Source organism: Bacillus massilinigeriensis (assembly GCF_900117315.1).
In the GTDB taxonomy this organism is placed as follows: Bacteria; Bacillota; Bacilli; order Bacillales; family Cytobacillaceae; genus Bacillus_BE; species Bacillus_BE massilionigeriensis.
This window is the reverse complement of record NZ_LT630337.1, coordinates 603,731-617,577: the sequence shown is the minus strand read 5'-3', so window position 1 is coordinate 617,577 and position 13,847 is coordinate 603,731. Positions and strand designations below refer to the sequence as shown.

Here is a 13,847-nt window from a genome sequence, read left to right as displayed (position 1 = left end):
CTATGTTCTAAATATCGTTAAAATAGCAGTAAGAGCAACTAGTAAAAGTAGCATGATCGTGTCAATCGTACCCCACCGTAATACTCTGTATTTCGTTCTGCCCTCTCCACCACGATAACCTCTTGCCTCCATCGCCACTGCCAATTCTTCTGCCCTTTTAAAGGAACTCACAAATAAAGGAATAAGTAAAGGTACAATGGCTTTCACCCGTTCCTTCAATGGGCCGCTTGAAAACTCAGTTCCTCTTGCAATTTGTGCCTTCATAATTTTATCTGTTTCTTGCATTAAGGTTGGAATAAACCTTAGGGAAATGGACATCATTAAAGCAAGCTCATGAACAGGAAACTTAACTTTTTTTAATGGACCAAGTAAAGTTTCCAAAGCATCCGTAATTTCTATCGGTGTCGTTGTTAATGTCAATAGAGAAGTAATTAATATTAACAAAAAGAACCTTATGGAAATATAAATTCCTTGTCGGACCCCTTCTTCAAAAATTTTGAAAGATCCAATTTGGAAAAGAACATTTCCTTCTCTTGTAAAAAACAAATGTAGTACTAATGTAAAAAGCACAAGCCAAAGGATAGGCTTTAGCCCAGCAAGAATAAATCGTAAATTAATTTTTGAACAAGCAACCATCACGAATGTATAAAGAGTGATTAATCCATAGGTTAGAGTATTATTCGCGATAAAAACAATACAGACAAACATAAACACAAGTATTAGCTTTGAGCGTGGGTCCATCCGATGAATAATAGACTCTCCAGGTATATAACGGCCCAAAATCATATTATCCATCATATAGACTCACCTCTCTTTAAATAACTAACCATCTCTTCCGTTAAAACCTCCATAGTTAAACAGGTCTTTCCTAATTTAACATCAAAGGCCTTTTCAAACATATTTTGAAAGCGTACAACCTCAGGAACATCCAAGCCTAATTCTAATAGCCCTTCTGGAGAAGAAAAGATTTCTGCTGGGGTACCCTTTGTATATACCTTTCCTTTATGCATAATAACGATTTGATCAGCGTACATAGCGGCATCTTCCATACTATGTGTCACTAATACGGTTGATAGGTTTCTCTCCTTATGAAGCCTATAAAACATGTCCATAATCTCTTTACGACCTCTTGGATCAAGCCCTGCTGTAGGCTCATCTAAAACGATGACCTCTGGTTCCATCGCCAACACGCCAGCTATGGCCACACGCCTCATTTGCCCTCCTGATAAATCAAAGGGAGACTTGTCCAATATTTCCTCTGGAAGCCCAACTTGCTTAATAGCCTTTCTTGCTCGGATTTTGGATTCCTCCTCAGAAACACCAAAATTCATAGGTCCAAAGCAAATATCCTTTTCAACTGTTTCTTCAAATAACTGATGTTCAGGAAATTGAAATACAATTCCTACACGTTGTCTAATTCCTTTCAGGTCCTTCTGCTTTTTCCCTGAGTTAATTTCACGCTCACCAATCAATACCTTCCCTTTTGTAGGTTTTAACAGGGCATTTAAATGCTGTAACACCGTCGATTTCCCAGAACCTGTATGACCAATGATAGCTAAATACGTTCCACTGGGTATATCGATGGAGACATCTTGAATAGCCAATCGTTCAAATGGGGTATTTGCTTGATAGCGATAATCTATTTGTTGAAGTGAGATGTCCATAATTCTTTCACCAACTCTTCTTCTGATAAGAAATGCTTGTTAATGGGGAGCCCTTTTTGGTTTAACATTTTGCTCATTTTTATCGAAAAAGGGATATCTAACCCAAGCTTGATAAGTTCCTCATCTAATTCAAAAATTTCTGCTGGGGTACCTTCCTTATATAACTTGCCTTGATTCATTACTATCATTCTGTCCGCTCTAGCAGCCTCTTCTAAATCATGAGTAATAGAGATGACCGTCATCCTTTGTTCCTTTTTAAGCTCTCTTACGGTGTTTAAAACCTCTTCTCTCCCTCTCGGATCAAGCATGGAGGTTGCTTCGTCTAGAATAATAATATCGGGACGAAGTGCAAGAACACCAGCAATAGCTACCCTCTGTTTTTGTCCACCTGAGAGATGGTGTGGCTCTTGATTAAGAAATGAATCCATTTTGACACTTTCTAATGAACTTCTCACCCGTTCAACCATTATCTCTCTTTCAATACCGTTATTTTCTAAACCAAAAGCCACATCATCCTGAACGGTCGTTCCAACAAATTGGTTATCAGGATTTTGAAATACCATGCCAATTCTTTTACGAACATCCCATACTGTCTCTTCGGTTAAGTCCATGCCACAGACATTTAACGTTCCTTCCTGAGGAAATTGTAGACCGTTCATCAGTTTAGCTAATGTTGATTTACCAGATCCATTATGACCTACAATAGCCAGCCATTCATTTTCATAGATTTCAAAAGAGACTTGGTGTAATGCATAATGATCCTGTCCTTCGTACTTAAATGAGATATTATCTAAAGTAACAAGCGCCCTATCCACATTAATCCTCCTTCCTCAGCTCAAGCTAATTATCTAAATTTAATTTTTATACAACAATATTAATTATATAGCATACCACATATAAATATATAGATATAAAGAAAAACTCGCCTTTTGGCGAGCCTGATTAATTGAAGACATACTATTATTACATATAAATTAACAATAATTGCAAAAAAAAAATAATACGATCAGTCTTCAGAATCACCGGCCCAATTATTGTCATAAAGCCTGCACCTCCTTCACCAGCTGTGAAGTGTAGTTAAATGTGATGGAGGTGCGAGAGCTAGACGAGACATGTAAGTCATATAAAATGACTAACCTGATTACGAAGACAATGGAAATGTCAGCGCAAGTACCAGGTATTAATGATTCAATGATAATTAAGAGCATATGTTAATATACAATCTCTAATTTGAATATATAACATGCTCATCATAACGCTCTATATGGGCTTAATTATTAAATAGCTAAAAAGAATAATCCTCTACAGAAAAAAGGGCAAAGAACAAGTTTCCATTAAACTGTCCTGAGCCCTTGTTGTTTGTAAAAGATATATTAAACTAACTCGATGATTACCATAGGTGCGCCGTCACCACGACGAGGTCCTAGTTTCATAATACGAGTGTATCCACCTTGGCGTTCTTCATAACGAGGAGCAATATCAGTGAATAATTTTTGAACAGCATCTTGGTTCGTTTCAGCATTCGCTACTTCATGACGAATATATGCAGCAGCTTGACGACGTGCATGTAAATCTCCACGTTTGCCTAGTGTGATCATTTTTTCAACAACTGAACGAAGTTCTTTCGCGCGCGTTTCAGTTGTTTCAATACGCTCGTTGATGATTAAATCTGTAGCTAAGTCACGTAACATAGCTTTACGCTGAGCGCTAGTGCGTCCTAACTTTCTGTATCCCATTGAAAGTTTCCCTCCTTTGTTGAAGTTGTAATTTAGCATGCTTTAAGCTAAACATAAAAACAGCTAATTAAACGAATCAGTCATCTTTACGTAGGCCTAAACCTAGCTCTTCTAATTTATGTTTTACTTCTTCTAAAGACTTCCGACCTAAATTACGTACTTTCATCATATCTTCTTCAGTTTTGTTAGCTAACTCCTGAACAGTGTTTATTCCGGCACGTTTTAAGCAGTTATATGAACGAACTGATAAATCAAGTTCTTCAATCGTCATTTCTAGAACTTTTTCTTTTTGATCTTCCTCTTTTTCAACCATAATCTCAGCATTCTGAGCTTCGTCAGTTAACCCTACGAAAATATTCAAATGCTCAGTTAAGATTTTCGCTCCAAGTGCGATCGCATCTTGAGGACCAGTACTTCCGTCAGTCCAAACATCAAAAGTTAGTTTATCATAGTTGGTCATTTGACCGACACGCGTATTTTCAACTTGATAAGATACACGAGATACTGGAGTGTAGATGGAGTCGATAGGGATGACACCAATTGGTTGATCTTCTCTCTTATTTTGATCAGCTGGTGTATATCCACGTCCACGTCTTGCTGTTAAGCGCATACGTAGATTACCGTTTGATCCGAGAGTGGCGATGTAAAGATCCGGATTAAGAATTTCGACGTCACTGTCATGTGTAATGTCGGCACCAGTTACAACACCTTCACCTTGAACATCAATTTCAAGCGTCTTTTCTTCATCAGAATAGATCTTTAAAGCTAATTTCTTAATGTTTAAAATGATAGATGTTACATCTTCAACGACGCCTTTAATTGTTGAGAACTCATGGAGTACCCCTTCAATTTGAATCGCTGTGATAGCAGCACCTGGGAGTGAGGATAATAGGATACGACGTAAGGAGTTACCCAAAGTAGTACCATATCCACGCTCAAGTGGTTCTACGACGAACTTTCCGTATTTGGCATCATCGCTGATCTCAACCGTTTCAATTTTTGGTTTTTCTATTTCGATCATCAAATATACCCTCCTTCAAAACGTCGAAACCCCGGTTAAATAGTAACCGAAAGTCCCCCTGTATACATTCCCGATTGTGCACAACAACTGGATTAATCATTCTGATATATTTTATAAATTTTCTCATCATATCCCATTATAGACTCAGGATACAAAATCTATACAGAAAAATTAAACACGACGACGTTTTGGTGGGCGGCATCCATTATGTGGTACTGGAGTGACGTCTTTAATAGCAGTAACTTCTAGTCCAGCAGCTTGAAGAGCACGAATAGCAGCTTCACGGCCTGCACCAGGTCCTTTTACTGTTACTTCAAGAGTTTTCATACCATGTTCCATAGATGCTTTTGCAGCTGTTTCTGCTGCCATTTGTGCTGCGAAAGGAGTAGATTTACGAGAACCTTTAAATCCTAATGCACCAGCACTTGACCAAGAAAGAGCATTTCCATGAACGTCAGTGATCGTGACGATAGTATTATTAAATGTTGAACGAATATGGGCAATACCTGATTCTATATTCTTTTTAACACGACGTTTACGTGTATTAGTTTTACGAGCCATTTATAGTACCTCCTTTACCAATTATTTCTTCTTGTTAGCTACAGTTTTACGAGGACCTTTGCGAGTACGTGCATTGTTCTTCGTATTTTGTCCACGAACTGGTAAACCACGACGATGGCGAAGTCCACGGTAGCAACCAATTTCCATTAGACGTTTAATGTTAAGGGATACTTCACGACGAAGGTCACCTTCAACTTTTAACTTGTCAACGATATCACGGATTTTAGTTAATTCATCTTCCGTTAAGTCGCGAACGCGAGTGTCTTCAGAAACACCAGCTTCAGCTAAGATCTTTTGTGCAGTATTTTTACCAATACCATAGATGTAAGTTAATGAGATAACAACGCGCTTTTCGCGTGGAATATCTACACCTGCAATACGTGCCATTTAGATGCGCACCTCCTTGTTATTAACCTTGTTTTTGTTTGTGTTTAGGGTTTTCACAAATAACCATTACTTTACCACGTCTGCGGATAACTTTACATTTTTCGCAGATTGGTTTAACTGATGGTCTAACTTTCATTATCCTAACCTCCTTGATAGTACGGAGTGCATTCAAGATTATTTAAAGCGATAAGTAATTCTTCCGCGAGTTAAGTCATATGGAGAAAGCTCAACTGTTACTTTATCACCTGGCAAAATACGAATAAAATGCATACGGATCTTACCAGAAACGTGAGCCAAAACTGTATGACCATTTTCTAATTCAACTTTAAACATTGCATTCGGTAAAGTTTCCGTAACAGTACCTTCTATTTCAATAACATCATCTTTCGCCATCGAACTAATTCCCCCTTCTTTTCTTAGATACGTAACCTAATATACTTAAATATTGTATTAAGAGTCCCACTTTATATTGAATGGTTCATATACCGTCTTAATTCGGGTAACACAAAATGAATATGTTGTGGATTTGCATGACTTCTATAGACCTGAATAATACATTAATCATATAAACTCAAGAATATAAAAATCCTCAAATCAGCCAACCTTCTCATTATAGCACACCGAGGCAATATCGCATAATACTTTTACCGATACATTTTTGCAAATTAATAGATGAATGAACAAAAGAAAATTAATATTATACTTTTGTTAAAATATCATAGCCTGTTTCAGTGATCGCAATCGTATGTTCAAAATGAGCACACATTTTCCCATCAACAGTGACAACAGTCCAGTCATCGGCCAATGTTTTTACATAGCGACTACCTGCATTCACCATCGGTTCAATAGCTAACACCATTCCGGGTCTTAATCGCGGACCTTTATTTGGTGGACCATAATGAGGAACATCTGGATCCTCATGTAAGTCTTTCCCAATTCCATGTCCGACATACTCACGTACAATAGAAAAGCCATTGGATTCCGCATACTCTTGAATTGCATGGGAGATGTTCGATAGACGTACACCTGGCTTAGCTTCCATCAGTCCCTTGTATAAAGACGACTCCGTTACATCTAATAGACGCATTGTATCTTCATCAATTGTACCGACAGGATAAGTCCAAGCAGAATCCCCGTGGTAACCTTTATACTTAGCACCGATATCAATGCTAATTATGTCACCATTCTTCAATACACGATCACCAGGAATCCCATGAACGAGTTCTTCGTTCACAGAAGCACACACGCTACCGCGGAAACCATTATAACCTTTAAAAGAAGGAATTGCATCATGTTTACGAATAAAATTTTCAGCAATTATATCCAACTCTTTTGTCGTTATACCTGGAGCAATATGTTTCTTTAATTCTTGGTGAGTGAGTGCAACTATGCGACCGGCTTCTCGCATAATTTCAATTTCTCGTGGGGTTTTGCAAATAATCATTATTTCAAACTCCCGAGGAGACTGTTCACTTCTTCGAAAACAACACTAATATCTTGTTGACCATTAATGTTTCGTAGGTAGCCCTTCGTCTCATAAAAATCAAGTAATGGTTTCGATTGTTGAATATTAACTTCTAGGCGGTTTTTAACAGTGCTTTCATTATCATCAGCTCGTTGGTATAATTCTCCACCGCAGCGATCACATGTGTTTTCTTTTGCAGGAGGATTAAACACTAGATGATAAGTTGCTCCGCAATCCTTACAAATGCGTCGTCCTGTTAAACGCTCCATTAAAATATCTTGATTAACATCAATATTGATGACATAATCAATTTTTTTGCCTAAATCTTCAAGAATATTTTCAAGAGCTTCTGCCTGTGCAACTGTTCTTGGAAAACCATCTAGTAAAAAGCCTCTCTTACAATCCTCTTTACTCAATCGTTCTCTCACAATACCAATTGTCACTTCATCAGGTACTAGAGCGCCTTGATCCATATAAGATTTAGCTTTCAGCCCTAATTCCGTTCCTTCTTTCATAGCTGCTCGGAACATATCTCCTGTGGAAATATGAGGGATGCCGTAATTATCAACGATCTTCTCAGCTTGTGTTCCTTTACCAGCACCAGGGAGCCCCATTAATACTAAATTCACTTGAATTCCCCCTCAGTCTCTTTTACGGTTTAGGGAACGATTTGTCCCTAAACCGATTATTTAATAAATCCTTTATAGTGACGTTTAACAAGCTGTGCTTCTAATTGTTTCATTGTTTCAAGAGCAACACCAACAACAATCAGTAAGCTTGTTCCACCGATTTGAGCAGACTGTGGTAAATTCGCAAATTTAATAAAGAAAACCGGTAGTATGGCAATTGCAGCTAAGAAAAAAGCACCAACAATTGTTAAACGGTATAAGACACGAGTCAAATATTCCTGCGTATTTTTCCCAGGTCGAATACCAGGAATGTATCCGCCTTGTTTCTTTAAGTTATCCGCTAATTGTTCCGGATTCACTTGAATGAAGGCATAAAAATACGTAAATGCGACAATCAATGCACTATATATGACCATCCCAATAGGATGAGTATAATCAAATATTTTCTGAATCCATAAGGTTACATCGTTATTACCCCAAAATGAGGCAATTGTTCTTGGTGTAACAATAAAAGCAATGGCAAAGATTACAGGAATAACACCTGCAGCATTTACTTTCAATGGCAAATGAGTTGACTGGCCTACAGGAGTACGTCCAGCCACCATACGTTTTGCATATTGAATTGGGATTTTGCGTAGAGCTTGGTTAACAAAAATAACCCCAACAACAACAGCGATAATTGCAACAATAATTATTAATATGGTTACGATTCGAAGGAATAACTGATCTCCAACATTCTCAAACTGCTGAGCATATATTTGGTTAGCAACCGTTGGTATACCGGCTACGATACCAGCAAAGATAATGATTGAAATCCCATTTCCAACACCTTTTGACGTAATCAATTCACCTAACCACAATAAGAAAGCTGTACCAGCTGTTAATACTATAGCAATTAATAGGTAGGTAGATACTCCAGGATCTTTAATAAGAGCTCCACCAGCCATATTGTTAAATCCGTAAGACATACCAAAAGCTTGGATAAAACCAAGCACAATAGTAAAGTAGCGTGTAATCTGGGCTATTTTACGGCGTCCTACTTCTCCTTGCTTAGACCATTCGGTTAACTTTGGTACTACATCCATTTGTAGTAATTGAATGATAATTGATGCCGTAATGTAAGGCATAATCCCCATTGCAAAGATCGAGAAGTTTTTAAGGGCTCCCCCTCCAAATGTATTAAGAACTCCAAAGACATTTAATTCATCTTGTGCAGTTAAAAGGTCAGCATTCACATTCGGTACAGGGATAAATGTACCGATGCGAAATACGACTAACATGAGAAGGGTGAAAAATATTTTTCTCCTTATATCAGCAACACGCATAAAATTGGAGATCGTTTGAAACATTAGATCACCTCAGTTTGACCGCCGGCAGCTTCAATAGCTTCCTTTGCAGCAGATGAGAATTTATGAGCTTTAACAGTAAGCTTTTTCTCAACTTTGCCTTTTGCAAGAACTTTAATTCCTGCTTTTTCTTTGCTTACAAGACCAGTTTCGATTAGAAGTTCTGGTGTAACTTCTGTTCCGTCTTCAAAACGATTCAACGCGTCAAGGTTGATAATAGCAAACTCTTTGCGGTGAATGTTTGTAAAACCACGTTTTGGTAAGCGTCTGAATAAAGGAGTTTGACCACCTTCAAATCCAGGGCGTACCCCACCACCGGAACGTGCGTTTTGACCTTTATGACCTTTACCAGCAGTTTTACCATTTCCTGAACCAATACCGCGTCCTTTGCGTTTACGTTCATGACGAGAACCCTCTGCAGGCTGTAATTCATGAAGTTTCATGTTGGCACCTCCTTATTTAAAAACGAGAATCTAATTATTTTTCAGTTACAGTAACTAAGTGAGATACTTTGTTAATCATACCGCGAATTGCTGGGTTATCTTGTTGTTCAACAGTTTGATTTAACTTACGTAATCCTAGTGCCTTAACTGTTTCGCGTTGATCTTTTGGACGACCAATCACACTGCGAGTGAGGGTAATTTCTAGTGTTTTCGCCATTTGATTTCCCTCCTTATCCTAACAGTTCTTCTACTGATTTTCCGCGTAGCTTCGCTACTTCCTCAGCACGTTTCAATTGATTTAAACCGTCGATTGTAGCACGAACCATGTTAATTGGTGTGTTAGTACCTAATGATTTAGATAAGATATCGCCAACACCAGCTAGTTCAAGAACCGCACGAACCGGACCACCAGCGATAACTCCTGTACCTTCAGAAGCAGGTTTTAGAAGAATTTCACCAGCACCAAAATGTCCAATTACTTCGTGAGGAATTGTTGTACCAACCATTGGTACAGAAACTAAGTTCTTCTTAGCATCCTCAATCGCTTTACGGATTGCATCTGGTACCTCTTGAGCTTTACCAGTACCAAAACCTACATGGCCATTTTTATCTCCAACTACTACTAGAGCAGAGAAGCGAAAACGACGTCCACCTTTTACAACTTTCGCAACACGGTTAACCGTAACTACGCGTTCTTCAAGTTCAAGTTTGTTTGGATCAATACGACTCATCTTTTTGTGTCCCTCCTTTGTCTATTAAAATTCTAAGCCGTTTTCACGAGCAGCATCAGCTAAAGCTTTTACACGTCCATGGTATAAATATCCTCCACGGTCAAACACGACAGCCTTAACACCTTTTTCAGAAGCACGTTTTGCAACTAATTCTCCGACCTTAACTGCTGCATCAACGTTTGCTGTTGAATCTAGGCTAATTTCTTTATCTAATGTAGAAGCACTTGCGATAGTAACTCCGTTAACATCATCGATTATTTGCGCATAAATATGTTTGTTGGAACGAAACACATTTAAACGAGGACGAGCTGCAGTACCACTAAGCTTTGCACGTACACGAGCATGTCTTTTTTTACGTACTGCGTTTTTGTCAGCCTTCGTAATCATCTAGGGTCACTCCTTTCGTTTACCTATGCGGCATTACTTACCAGTTTTACCTTCTTTACGACGTACATATTCGCCTTCATAACGAATTCCTTTACCTTTGTAAGGCTCAGGAGGACGAACATCACGGATGTTGGCAGCTAAGGCACCTACGCGCTCTTTGCTAACACCTTTAACGATAACTTTTGTATTTGATGGAACTTCAATTTCAAGACCAGCTTCTGGCTCGATTTCTACTGGGTGCGAATATCCTACGTTCAATACAAGCTTTTTCCCTTGTTTTTGAGCACGATATCCTACCCCGATTAATTCAAGGCTTCTTTCAAATCCTTTAGAAACACCTTCAACCATGTTTGAAAGAAGTGCGCGTGTTGTTCCGTGCAATGCGCGGTGCTCTTTCACATCAGATGGGCGAGTAACGTTAATTACGTTTTCTTCTACTAGGATTTTGATATCCTGGTTAAATGAACGAATAAGTTCACCTTTAGGACCCTTTACTGTAACAGTGTTATTGTCACCAACAGTAACCGTAACACCAGTTGGAATTTCAATTGGTTTTTTACCTACGCGAGACATTTATTGCACCTCCATTCATTAAGAAACTCTATTACCAAACGTAAGCTAATACTTCTCCGCCAATTTGTTTTGCGCGAGCCTCTTTGTCTGTAAGAACGCCTTGAGAAGTAGATACTAATGCGATACCAAGTCCATTAAGCACACGAGGAACTTCGTTTGTTTTTGCATATACACGAAGACCAGGCTTGCTTATACGTTTAAGACCAGTGATAACACGCTCGTTGTTTGGACCATATTTAAGGAAAATACGAATAATTCCTTGTTTGTTATCCTCGATATATTCAACATCACGAACGAAACCTTCACGCTTTAAGATTTCTGCGATTTCTTTTTTAATATTAGAAGCAGGAACCTCTAATTTTTCGTGACGAACCATATTCGCATTACGGATGCGAGTTAGCAAATCTGCAATTGGATCTGTCATGACCATTTGTTTTTACCTCCTTCCCGAACTTTAGTTTTACCAGCTAGCTTTTTTCACACCAGGAATTTGTCCTTTGTATGCTAATTCACGGAAACAAATACGGCAAAGCTTAAATTTGCGGTATACAGAATGTGGACGACCACAACGTTCACAACGTGTGTATTCTTGTACTTTAAATTTTGGGCCACGTTTTTGTTTCACAATCATTGATTTTTTAGCCACGTTTTCGCCTCCCTTATATAGAGATTACTTTTGGAACGGCATTCCAAATTGAGTTAAAAGTTCACGTGCTTCTTCATCAGTATTTGCAGTTGTAACAATAACAATATCCATACCACGAACTTTGCTTACTTTATCGTAATCAATTTCAGGGAAGATTAACTGTTCTTTTACACCAAGTGTGTAGTTACCGCGACCATCAAAGGATTTCTTAGAGATTCCGCGGAAGTCACGTACACGTGGAAGAGAAACTGATACTAATTTATCAAAGAATTCATACATGCGTTCTCCACGTAGAGTAACTTTTGCACCGATTGGCATACCTTCACGAAGGCGGAATCCTGCAATTGATTTTTTCGCACGAGTAACAACTGGTTTTTGTCCAGTTATTAGTGATAATTCTTCAACCGCATTGTCAAGTGCTTTTGCGTTTTGAACTGCGTCACCTACACCCATGTTAACTACGATTTTTTCAAGCTTTGGTACTTGCATTACTGATTTATAATTAAACTTGCTCATAAGAGCTGGAGTAATTTCTTTATCGAACTTTTCTTTTAGGCGGTTCATCTATTGTACCTCCCTTCATTTATAGACTATTTATCAAGAACTTCACCGGATTTTTTTGCAACACGTACTTTTTTGCCATCAACCTCTTTATATCCAACACGAGTTGGTTGGCCTGATTTAGGATCAACTGGCATTACGTTTGATACATGAATAGGTGCCTCCTGGCTGATGATTCCACCTTGTGGATTCACTTGGGATGGCTTTGAGTGTTTTTTAACGATGTTAACACCTTCAACAATTACTTTGTCTTGTTTTGGATATGCCGCTAAAATGACACCAGTTTTGCCTTTATCCTTACCAGAGATGACCATAACTTTGTCACCTTTTTTTACATGCATCTGTTCGCACCTCCTTAAAGGCAATTTGTATTTAAATTATAGTACTTCTGGAGCTAATGATACGATCTTCATAAAGTTGTTGTCACGAAGTTCACGTGCAACAGGTCCGAAGATACGAGTTCCACGCGGGCTCTTATCATCACGGATAATTACACATGCGTTTTCATCAAAACGAATGTATGAACCGTCATTACGACGTACGCCGCGTTTTGTTCTTACAACTACCGCTTTAACAACGTCACCCTTTTTAACAACGCCACCTGGTGTTGCTTGTTTCACTGTACAAACGATAACATCACCAATATTAGCAGTTTTACGGCCGGAGCCTCCAAGGACTTTAATTGTAAGTACTTCACGAGCACCTGAGTTGTCAGCAACTTTTAAACGTGATTCTTGTTGAATCATGTGTGTAACCTCCCTTCGGGATGTAACTTAATCCGAACATTAAATAATTACAGCTTTTTCTACTACTTCTACAAGACGGAAGCGTTTAGTTGCAGAAAGCGGACGAGTTTCCATAATGCGGACGATATCGCCTACTTTTGCAGAGTTCTGCTCATCATGAGCTTTGAACTTTTTAGAGTACTTTACGCGTTTACCGTAAAGAGGATGCTTTTTGTATGTTTCGACAAGAACAGTGATTGTTTTATCCATCTTGTCAGATACAACGCGTCCAGTGTAAACTTTGCGTTGGTTGCGTTCACTCATCGTGCGAACCTCCTCTCTGGTTATCGATTGTTAACGCCGATCTCTCTCTCACGAATCACAGTCTTCATGCGAGCAATCGCTTTGCGGACTTCACGAATACGAGCTGTATTTTCAAGTTGTCCTGTCGCCAATTGAAAGCGTAGGTTGAAAAGCTCTTCTTTTAATGATTTCACTTTTTGTTCGATTTCAGCAGTGGTAAGGTCACGAATTTCATTAGCTTTCATTTGATTCACCACCAATTTCTTCACGTTTTACAAACTTACATTTTACAGGAAGTTTGTGTGATGCAAGACGAAGCGCTTCACGAGCAATCTCTTCAGATACACCAGCAATTTCGAACATAATTTTACCTGGTTTAACAACTGCTACCCATCCTTCAGGAGCACCTTTACCGGAACCCATGCGGACTTCAAGAGGCTTAGCTGTGTATGATTTATGAGGGAAAATTTTGATCCAAACTTTTCCTCCACGTTTCATATAACGAGTCATTGCAATACGAGCTGCTTCAATTTGACGGTTAGTGATCCAAGAAGCTTCAAGAGCTTGTAGACCATATTCACCGAAAGCTACTTCAGTACCGCCTTTTGCTTGGCCGCGCATTTTTCCACGGTGTACACGACGATACTTAACACGTTTTGGCATTAACAT

The 13,847-nt window shown here is 38.7% G+C and carries 25 protein-coding genes; all 25 read right to left on the bottom strand.

Going from position 1 to position 13,847, the window contains the following annotated elements; all coding sequences use genetic code 11:
• The 25 genes from BQ6100_RS03155 to rplP all read right to left on the bottom strand — a co-directional run bounded on the left by BQ6100_RS03155 (position 1) and on the right by rplP (position 13,847).
• On the bottom strand, positions 1-798 hold the full coding sequence (locus BQ6100_RS03155) for an energy-coupling factor transporter transmembrane component T family protein (RefSeq protein ID WP_075980345.1): 798 nt from the start codon (positions 796-798) through the stop codon (positions 1-3).
• Positions 795-1,664 carry an energy-coupling factor ABC transporter ATP-binding protein gene (locus BQ6100_RS03150; protein WP_075980344.1) on the bottom strand — a complete coding sequence of 290 codons (870 nt, stop codon included), beginning with the start codon at positions 1,662-1,664 and terminating at the stop codon, positions 795-797. The genes BQ6100_RS03155 and BQ6100_RS03150 overlap by 4 nt, the downstream gene beginning before the upstream one ends.
• The gene (locus BQ6100_RS03145) at positions 1,640-2,479 is read right to left on the bottom strand and encodes an energy-coupling factor ABC transporter ATP-binding protein (RefSeq protein ID WP_075980343.1); all 840 of its coding nucleotides are present in this window, start codon (positions 2,477-2,479) and stop codon (positions 1,640-1,642) included. The genes BQ6100_RS03150 and BQ6100_RS03145 overlap by 25 nt, the downstream gene beginning before the upstream one ends.
• A gap of 558 nt (positions 2,480-3,037) precedes the next feature.
• Positions 3,038-3,400: a 50S ribosomal protein L17 gene (gene rplQ, locus BQ6100_RS03140; RefSeq protein WP_075980342.1), complete on the bottom strand. Its 363-nt coding sequence runs from the start codon at positions 3,398-3,400 to the stop codon at positions 3,038-3,040.
• Between the two features lie 76 nt (positions 3,401-3,476).
• Entirely contained in the window at positions 3,477-4,421 is a 945-nt protein-coding gene (locus BQ6100_RS03135) for a DNA-directed RNA polymerase subunit alpha (protein ID WP_075980341.1), read from the bottom strand.
• 171 nt (positions 4,422-4,592) lie between these two features.
• Positions 4,593-4,982 carry a 30S ribosomal protein S11 gene (rpsK, locus tag BQ6100_RS03130; protein ID WP_075980340.1) on the bottom strand — a complete coding sequence of 130 codons (390 nt, stop codon included), beginning with the start codon at positions 4,980-4,982 and terminating at the stop codon, positions 4,593-4,595.
• A 21-nt stretch (positions 4,983-5,003) separates the two neighbouring features.
• Entirely contained in the window at positions 5,004-5,369 is a 366-nt protein-coding gene (rpsM, locus tag BQ6100_RS03125) for a 30S ribosomal protein S13 (protein ID WP_075980339.1), read from the bottom strand.
• 22 nt (positions 5,370-5,391) lie between these two features.
• Entirely contained in the window at positions 5,392-5,505 is a 114-nt protein-coding gene (gene rpmJ, locus BQ6100_RS03120) for a 50S ribosomal protein L36 (RefSeq protein ID WP_000868344.1), read from the bottom strand.
• Positions 5,506-5,543: 38 nt separating this feature from the next.
• Positions 5,544-5,762 carry a translation initiation factor IF-1 gene (gene infA / locus BQ6100_RS03115; RefSeq protein ID WP_075980338.1) on the bottom strand — a complete coding sequence of 73 codons (219 nt, stop codon included), beginning with the start codon at positions 5,760-5,762 and terminating at the stop codon, positions 5,544-5,546.
• Between the two features lie 304 nt (positions 5,763-6,066).
• Complete coding sequence (gene map / locus BQ6100_RS03110; RefSeq protein ID WP_075980337.1) at positions 6,067-6,813, bottom strand: type I methionyl aminopeptidase; 747 nt, start codon at positions 6,811-6,813, stop codon at positions 6,067-6,069.
• Complete coding sequence (locus tag BQ6100_RS03105) at positions 6,813-7,463, bottom strand: adenylate kinase (RefSeq protein WP_075980336.1); 651 nt, start codon at positions 7,461-7,463, stop codon at positions 6,813-6,815. Before BQ6100_RS03105 ends, map begins: the two co-directional genes overlap by 1 nt.
• A gap of 56 nt (positions 7,464-7,519) precedes the next feature.
• The gene (gene secY / locus BQ6100_RS03100; RefSeq protein ID WP_075980335.1) at positions 7,520-8,812 is read right to left on the bottom strand and encodes a preprotein translocase subunit SecY; all 1,293 of its coding nucleotides are present in this window, start codon (positions 8,810-8,812) and stop codon (positions 7,520-7,522) included.
• Entirely contained in the window at positions 8,812-9,252 is a 441-nt protein-coding gene (gene rplO, locus BQ6100_RS03095) for a 50S ribosomal protein L15 (RefSeq protein ID WP_075980334.1), read from the bottom strand. Before rplO ends, secY begins: the two co-directional genes overlap by 1 nt.
• A 34-nt stretch (positions 9,253-9,286) precedes the next feature.
• Positions 9,287-9,469, bottom strand: coding sequence for a 50S ribosomal protein L30 (gene rpmD / locus BQ6100_RS03090; protein WP_075980333.1), 183 nt, complete (start codon positions 9,467-9,469; stop codon positions 9,287-9,289).
• 13 nt (positions 9,470-9,482) lie between these two features.
• Positions 9,483-9,983 (bottom strand): 30S ribosomal protein S5, encoded by a 501-nt coding sequence (gene rpsE, locus BQ6100_RS03085; RefSeq protein ID WP_075980332.1) that lies wholly within the window; start codon positions 9,981-9,983, stop codon positions 9,483-9,485.
• Between the two features lie 24 nt (positions 9,984-10,007).
• On the bottom strand, positions 10,008-10,370 hold the full coding sequence (rplR, locus tag BQ6100_RS03080) for a 50S ribosomal protein L18 (protein ID WP_075980331.1): 363 nt from the start codon (positions 10,368-10,370) through the stop codon (positions 10,008-10,010).
• A gap of 33 nt (positions 10,371-10,403) precedes the next feature.
• Positions 10,404-10,943: a 50S ribosomal protein L6 gene (gene rplF, locus BQ6100_RS03075; RefSeq protein ID WP_075980330.1), complete on the bottom strand. Its 540-nt coding sequence runs from the start codon at positions 10,941-10,943 to the stop codon at positions 10,404-10,406.
• A gap of 31 nt (positions 10,944-10,974) precedes the next feature.
• On the bottom strand, positions 10,975-11,373 hold the full coding sequence (gene rpsH, locus BQ6100_RS03070) for a 30S ribosomal protein S8 (protein ID WP_075980329.1): 399 nt from the start codon (positions 11,371-11,373) through the stop codon (positions 10,975-10,977).
• 30 nt (positions 11,374-11,403) lie between these two features.
• Positions 11,404-11,589: a type Z 30S ribosomal protein S14 gene (locus tag BQ6100_RS03065; protein ID WP_075980328.1), complete on the bottom strand. Its 186-nt coding sequence runs from the start codon at positions 11,587-11,589 to the stop codon at positions 11,404-11,406.
• Between the two features lie 24 nt (positions 11,590-11,613).
• On the bottom strand, positions 11,614-12,153 hold the full coding sequence (gene rplE / locus BQ6100_RS03060) for a 50S ribosomal protein L5 (protein ID WP_075980327.1): 540 nt from the start codon (positions 12,151-12,153) through the stop codon (positions 11,614-11,616).
• 26 nt (positions 12,154-12,179) lie between these two features.
• Positions 12,180-12,491 carry a 50S ribosomal protein L24 gene (gene rplX, locus BQ6100_RS03055; protein ID WP_075980326.1) on the bottom strand — a complete coding sequence of 104 codons (312 nt, stop codon included), beginning with the start codon at positions 12,489-12,491 and terminating at the stop codon, positions 12,180-12,182.
• A 36-nt stretch (positions 12,492-12,527) separates the two neighbouring features.
• Positions 12,528-12,896 carry a 50S ribosomal protein L14 gene (gene rplN / locus BQ6100_RS03050; protein WP_075980325.1) on the bottom strand — a complete coding sequence of 123 codons (369 nt, stop codon included), beginning with the start codon at positions 12,894-12,896 and terminating at the stop codon, positions 12,528-12,530.
• Positions 12,897-12,935: 39 nt separating this feature from the next.
• The gene (rpsQ, locus tag BQ6100_RS03045; RefSeq protein WP_075980324.1) at positions 12,936-13,199 is read right to left on the bottom strand and encodes a 30S ribosomal protein S17; all 264 of its coding nucleotides are present in this window, start codon (positions 13,197-13,199) and stop codon (positions 12,936-12,938) included.
• A gap of 20 nt (positions 13,200-13,219) precedes the next feature.
• Positions 13,220-13,423, bottom strand: coding sequence for a 50S ribosomal protein L29 (gene rpmC, locus BQ6100_RS03040; protein ID WP_003351417.1), 204 nt, complete (start codon positions 13,421-13,423; stop codon positions 13,220-13,222).
• Entirely contained in the window at positions 13,413-13,847 is a 435-nt protein-coding gene (rplP, locus tag BQ6100_RS03035) for a 50S ribosomal protein L16 (protein ID WP_075980323.1), read from the bottom strand. The genes rpmC and rplP overlap by 11 nt, the downstream gene beginning before the upstream one ends.

Bases quoted from the DNA above. Each gene is read 5' to 3' on its own strand.
- rpsH (WP_075980329.1), bottom strand. From the start codon at position 11,373: ATGGTCATGACAGATCCAATTGCAGATTTGCTAACTCGCATCCGTAAT.
- rpsQ (WP_075980324.1), bottom strand. From the start codon at position 13,199: ATGAGTGAACGCAACCAACGCAAAGTTTACACTGGACGCGTTGTATCT.
- rpmJ (WP_000868344.1), bottom strand. From the start codon at position 5,505: ATGAAAGTTAGACCATCAGTTAAACCAATCTGCGAAAAATGTAAAGTT.
- rpsM (WP_075980339.1), bottom strand. From the start codon at position 5,369: ATGGCACGTATTGCAGGTGTAGATATTCCACGCGAAAAGCGCGTTGTT.
- infA (WP_075980338.1), bottom strand. From the start codon at position 5,762: ATGGCGAAAGATGATGTTATTGAAATAGAAGGTACTGTTACGGAAACT.
- rplF (WP_075980330.1), bottom strand. From the start codon at position 10,943: ATGTCTCGCGTAGGTAAAAAACCAATTGAAATTCCAACTGGTGTTACG.
- rplQ (WP_075980342.1), bottom strand. From the start codon at position 3,400: ATGGGATACAGAAAGTTAGGACGCACTAGCGCTCAGCGTAAAGCTATG.
- rpmC (WP_003351417.1), bottom strand. From the start codon at position 13,423: ATGAAAGCTAATGAAATTCGTGACCTTACCACTGCTGAAATCGAACAA.
- rplO (WP_075980334.1), bottom strand. From the start codon at position 9,252: ATGAAACTTCATGAATTACAGCCTGCAGAGGGTTCTCGTCATGAACGT.
- rplP (WP_075980323.1), bottom strand. From the start codon at position 13,847: ATGTTAATGCCAAAACGTGTTAAGTATCGTCGTGTACACCGTGGAAAA.
- rpmD (WP_075980333.1), bottom strand. From the start codon at position 9,469: ATGGCGAAAACACTAGAAATTACCCTCACTCGCAGTGTGATTGGTCGT.
- secY (WP_075980335.1), bottom strand. From the start codon at position 8,812: ATGTTTCAAACGATCTCCAATTTTATGCGTGTTGCTGATATAAGGAGA.
- rplR (WP_075980331.1), bottom strand. From the start codon at position 10,370: ATGATTACGAAGGCTGACAAAAACGCAGTACGTAAAAAAAGACATGCT.
- BQ6100_RS03155 (WP_075980345.1), bottom strand. From the start codon at position 798: ATGATGGATAATATGATTTTGGGCCGTTATATACCTGGAGAGTCTATT.
- rpsE (WP_075980332.1), bottom strand. From the start codon at position 9,983: ATGAGTCGTATTGATCCAAACAAACTTGAACTTGAAGAACGCGTAGTT.
- rplE (WP_075980327.1), bottom strand. From the start codon at position 12,153: ATGAACCGCCTAAAAGAAAAGTTCGATAAAGAAATTACTCCAGCTCTT.
- rpsK (WP_075980340.1), bottom strand. From the start codon at position 4,982: ATGGCTCGTAAAACTAATACACGTAAACGTCGTGTTAAAAAGAATATA.
- BQ6100_RS03135 (WP_075980341.1), bottom strand. From the start codon at position 4,421: ATGATCGAAATAGAAAAACCAAAAATTGAAACGGTTGAGATCAGCGAT.
- map (WP_075980337.1), bottom strand. From the start codon at position 6,813: ATGATTATTTGCAAAACCCCACGAGAAATTGAAATTATGCGAGAAGCC.
- BQ6100_RS03150 (WP_075980344.1), bottom strand. From the start codon at position 1,664: ATGGACATCTCACTTCAACAAATAGATTATCGCTATCAAGCAAATACC.
- rplN (WP_075980325.1), bottom strand. From the start codon at position 12,896: ATGATTCAACAAGAATCACGTTTAAAAGTTGCTGACAACTCAGGTGCT.
- rplX (WP_075980326.1), bottom strand. From the start codon at position 12,491: ATGCATGTAAAAAAAGGTGACAAAGTTATGGTCATCTCTGGTAAGGAT.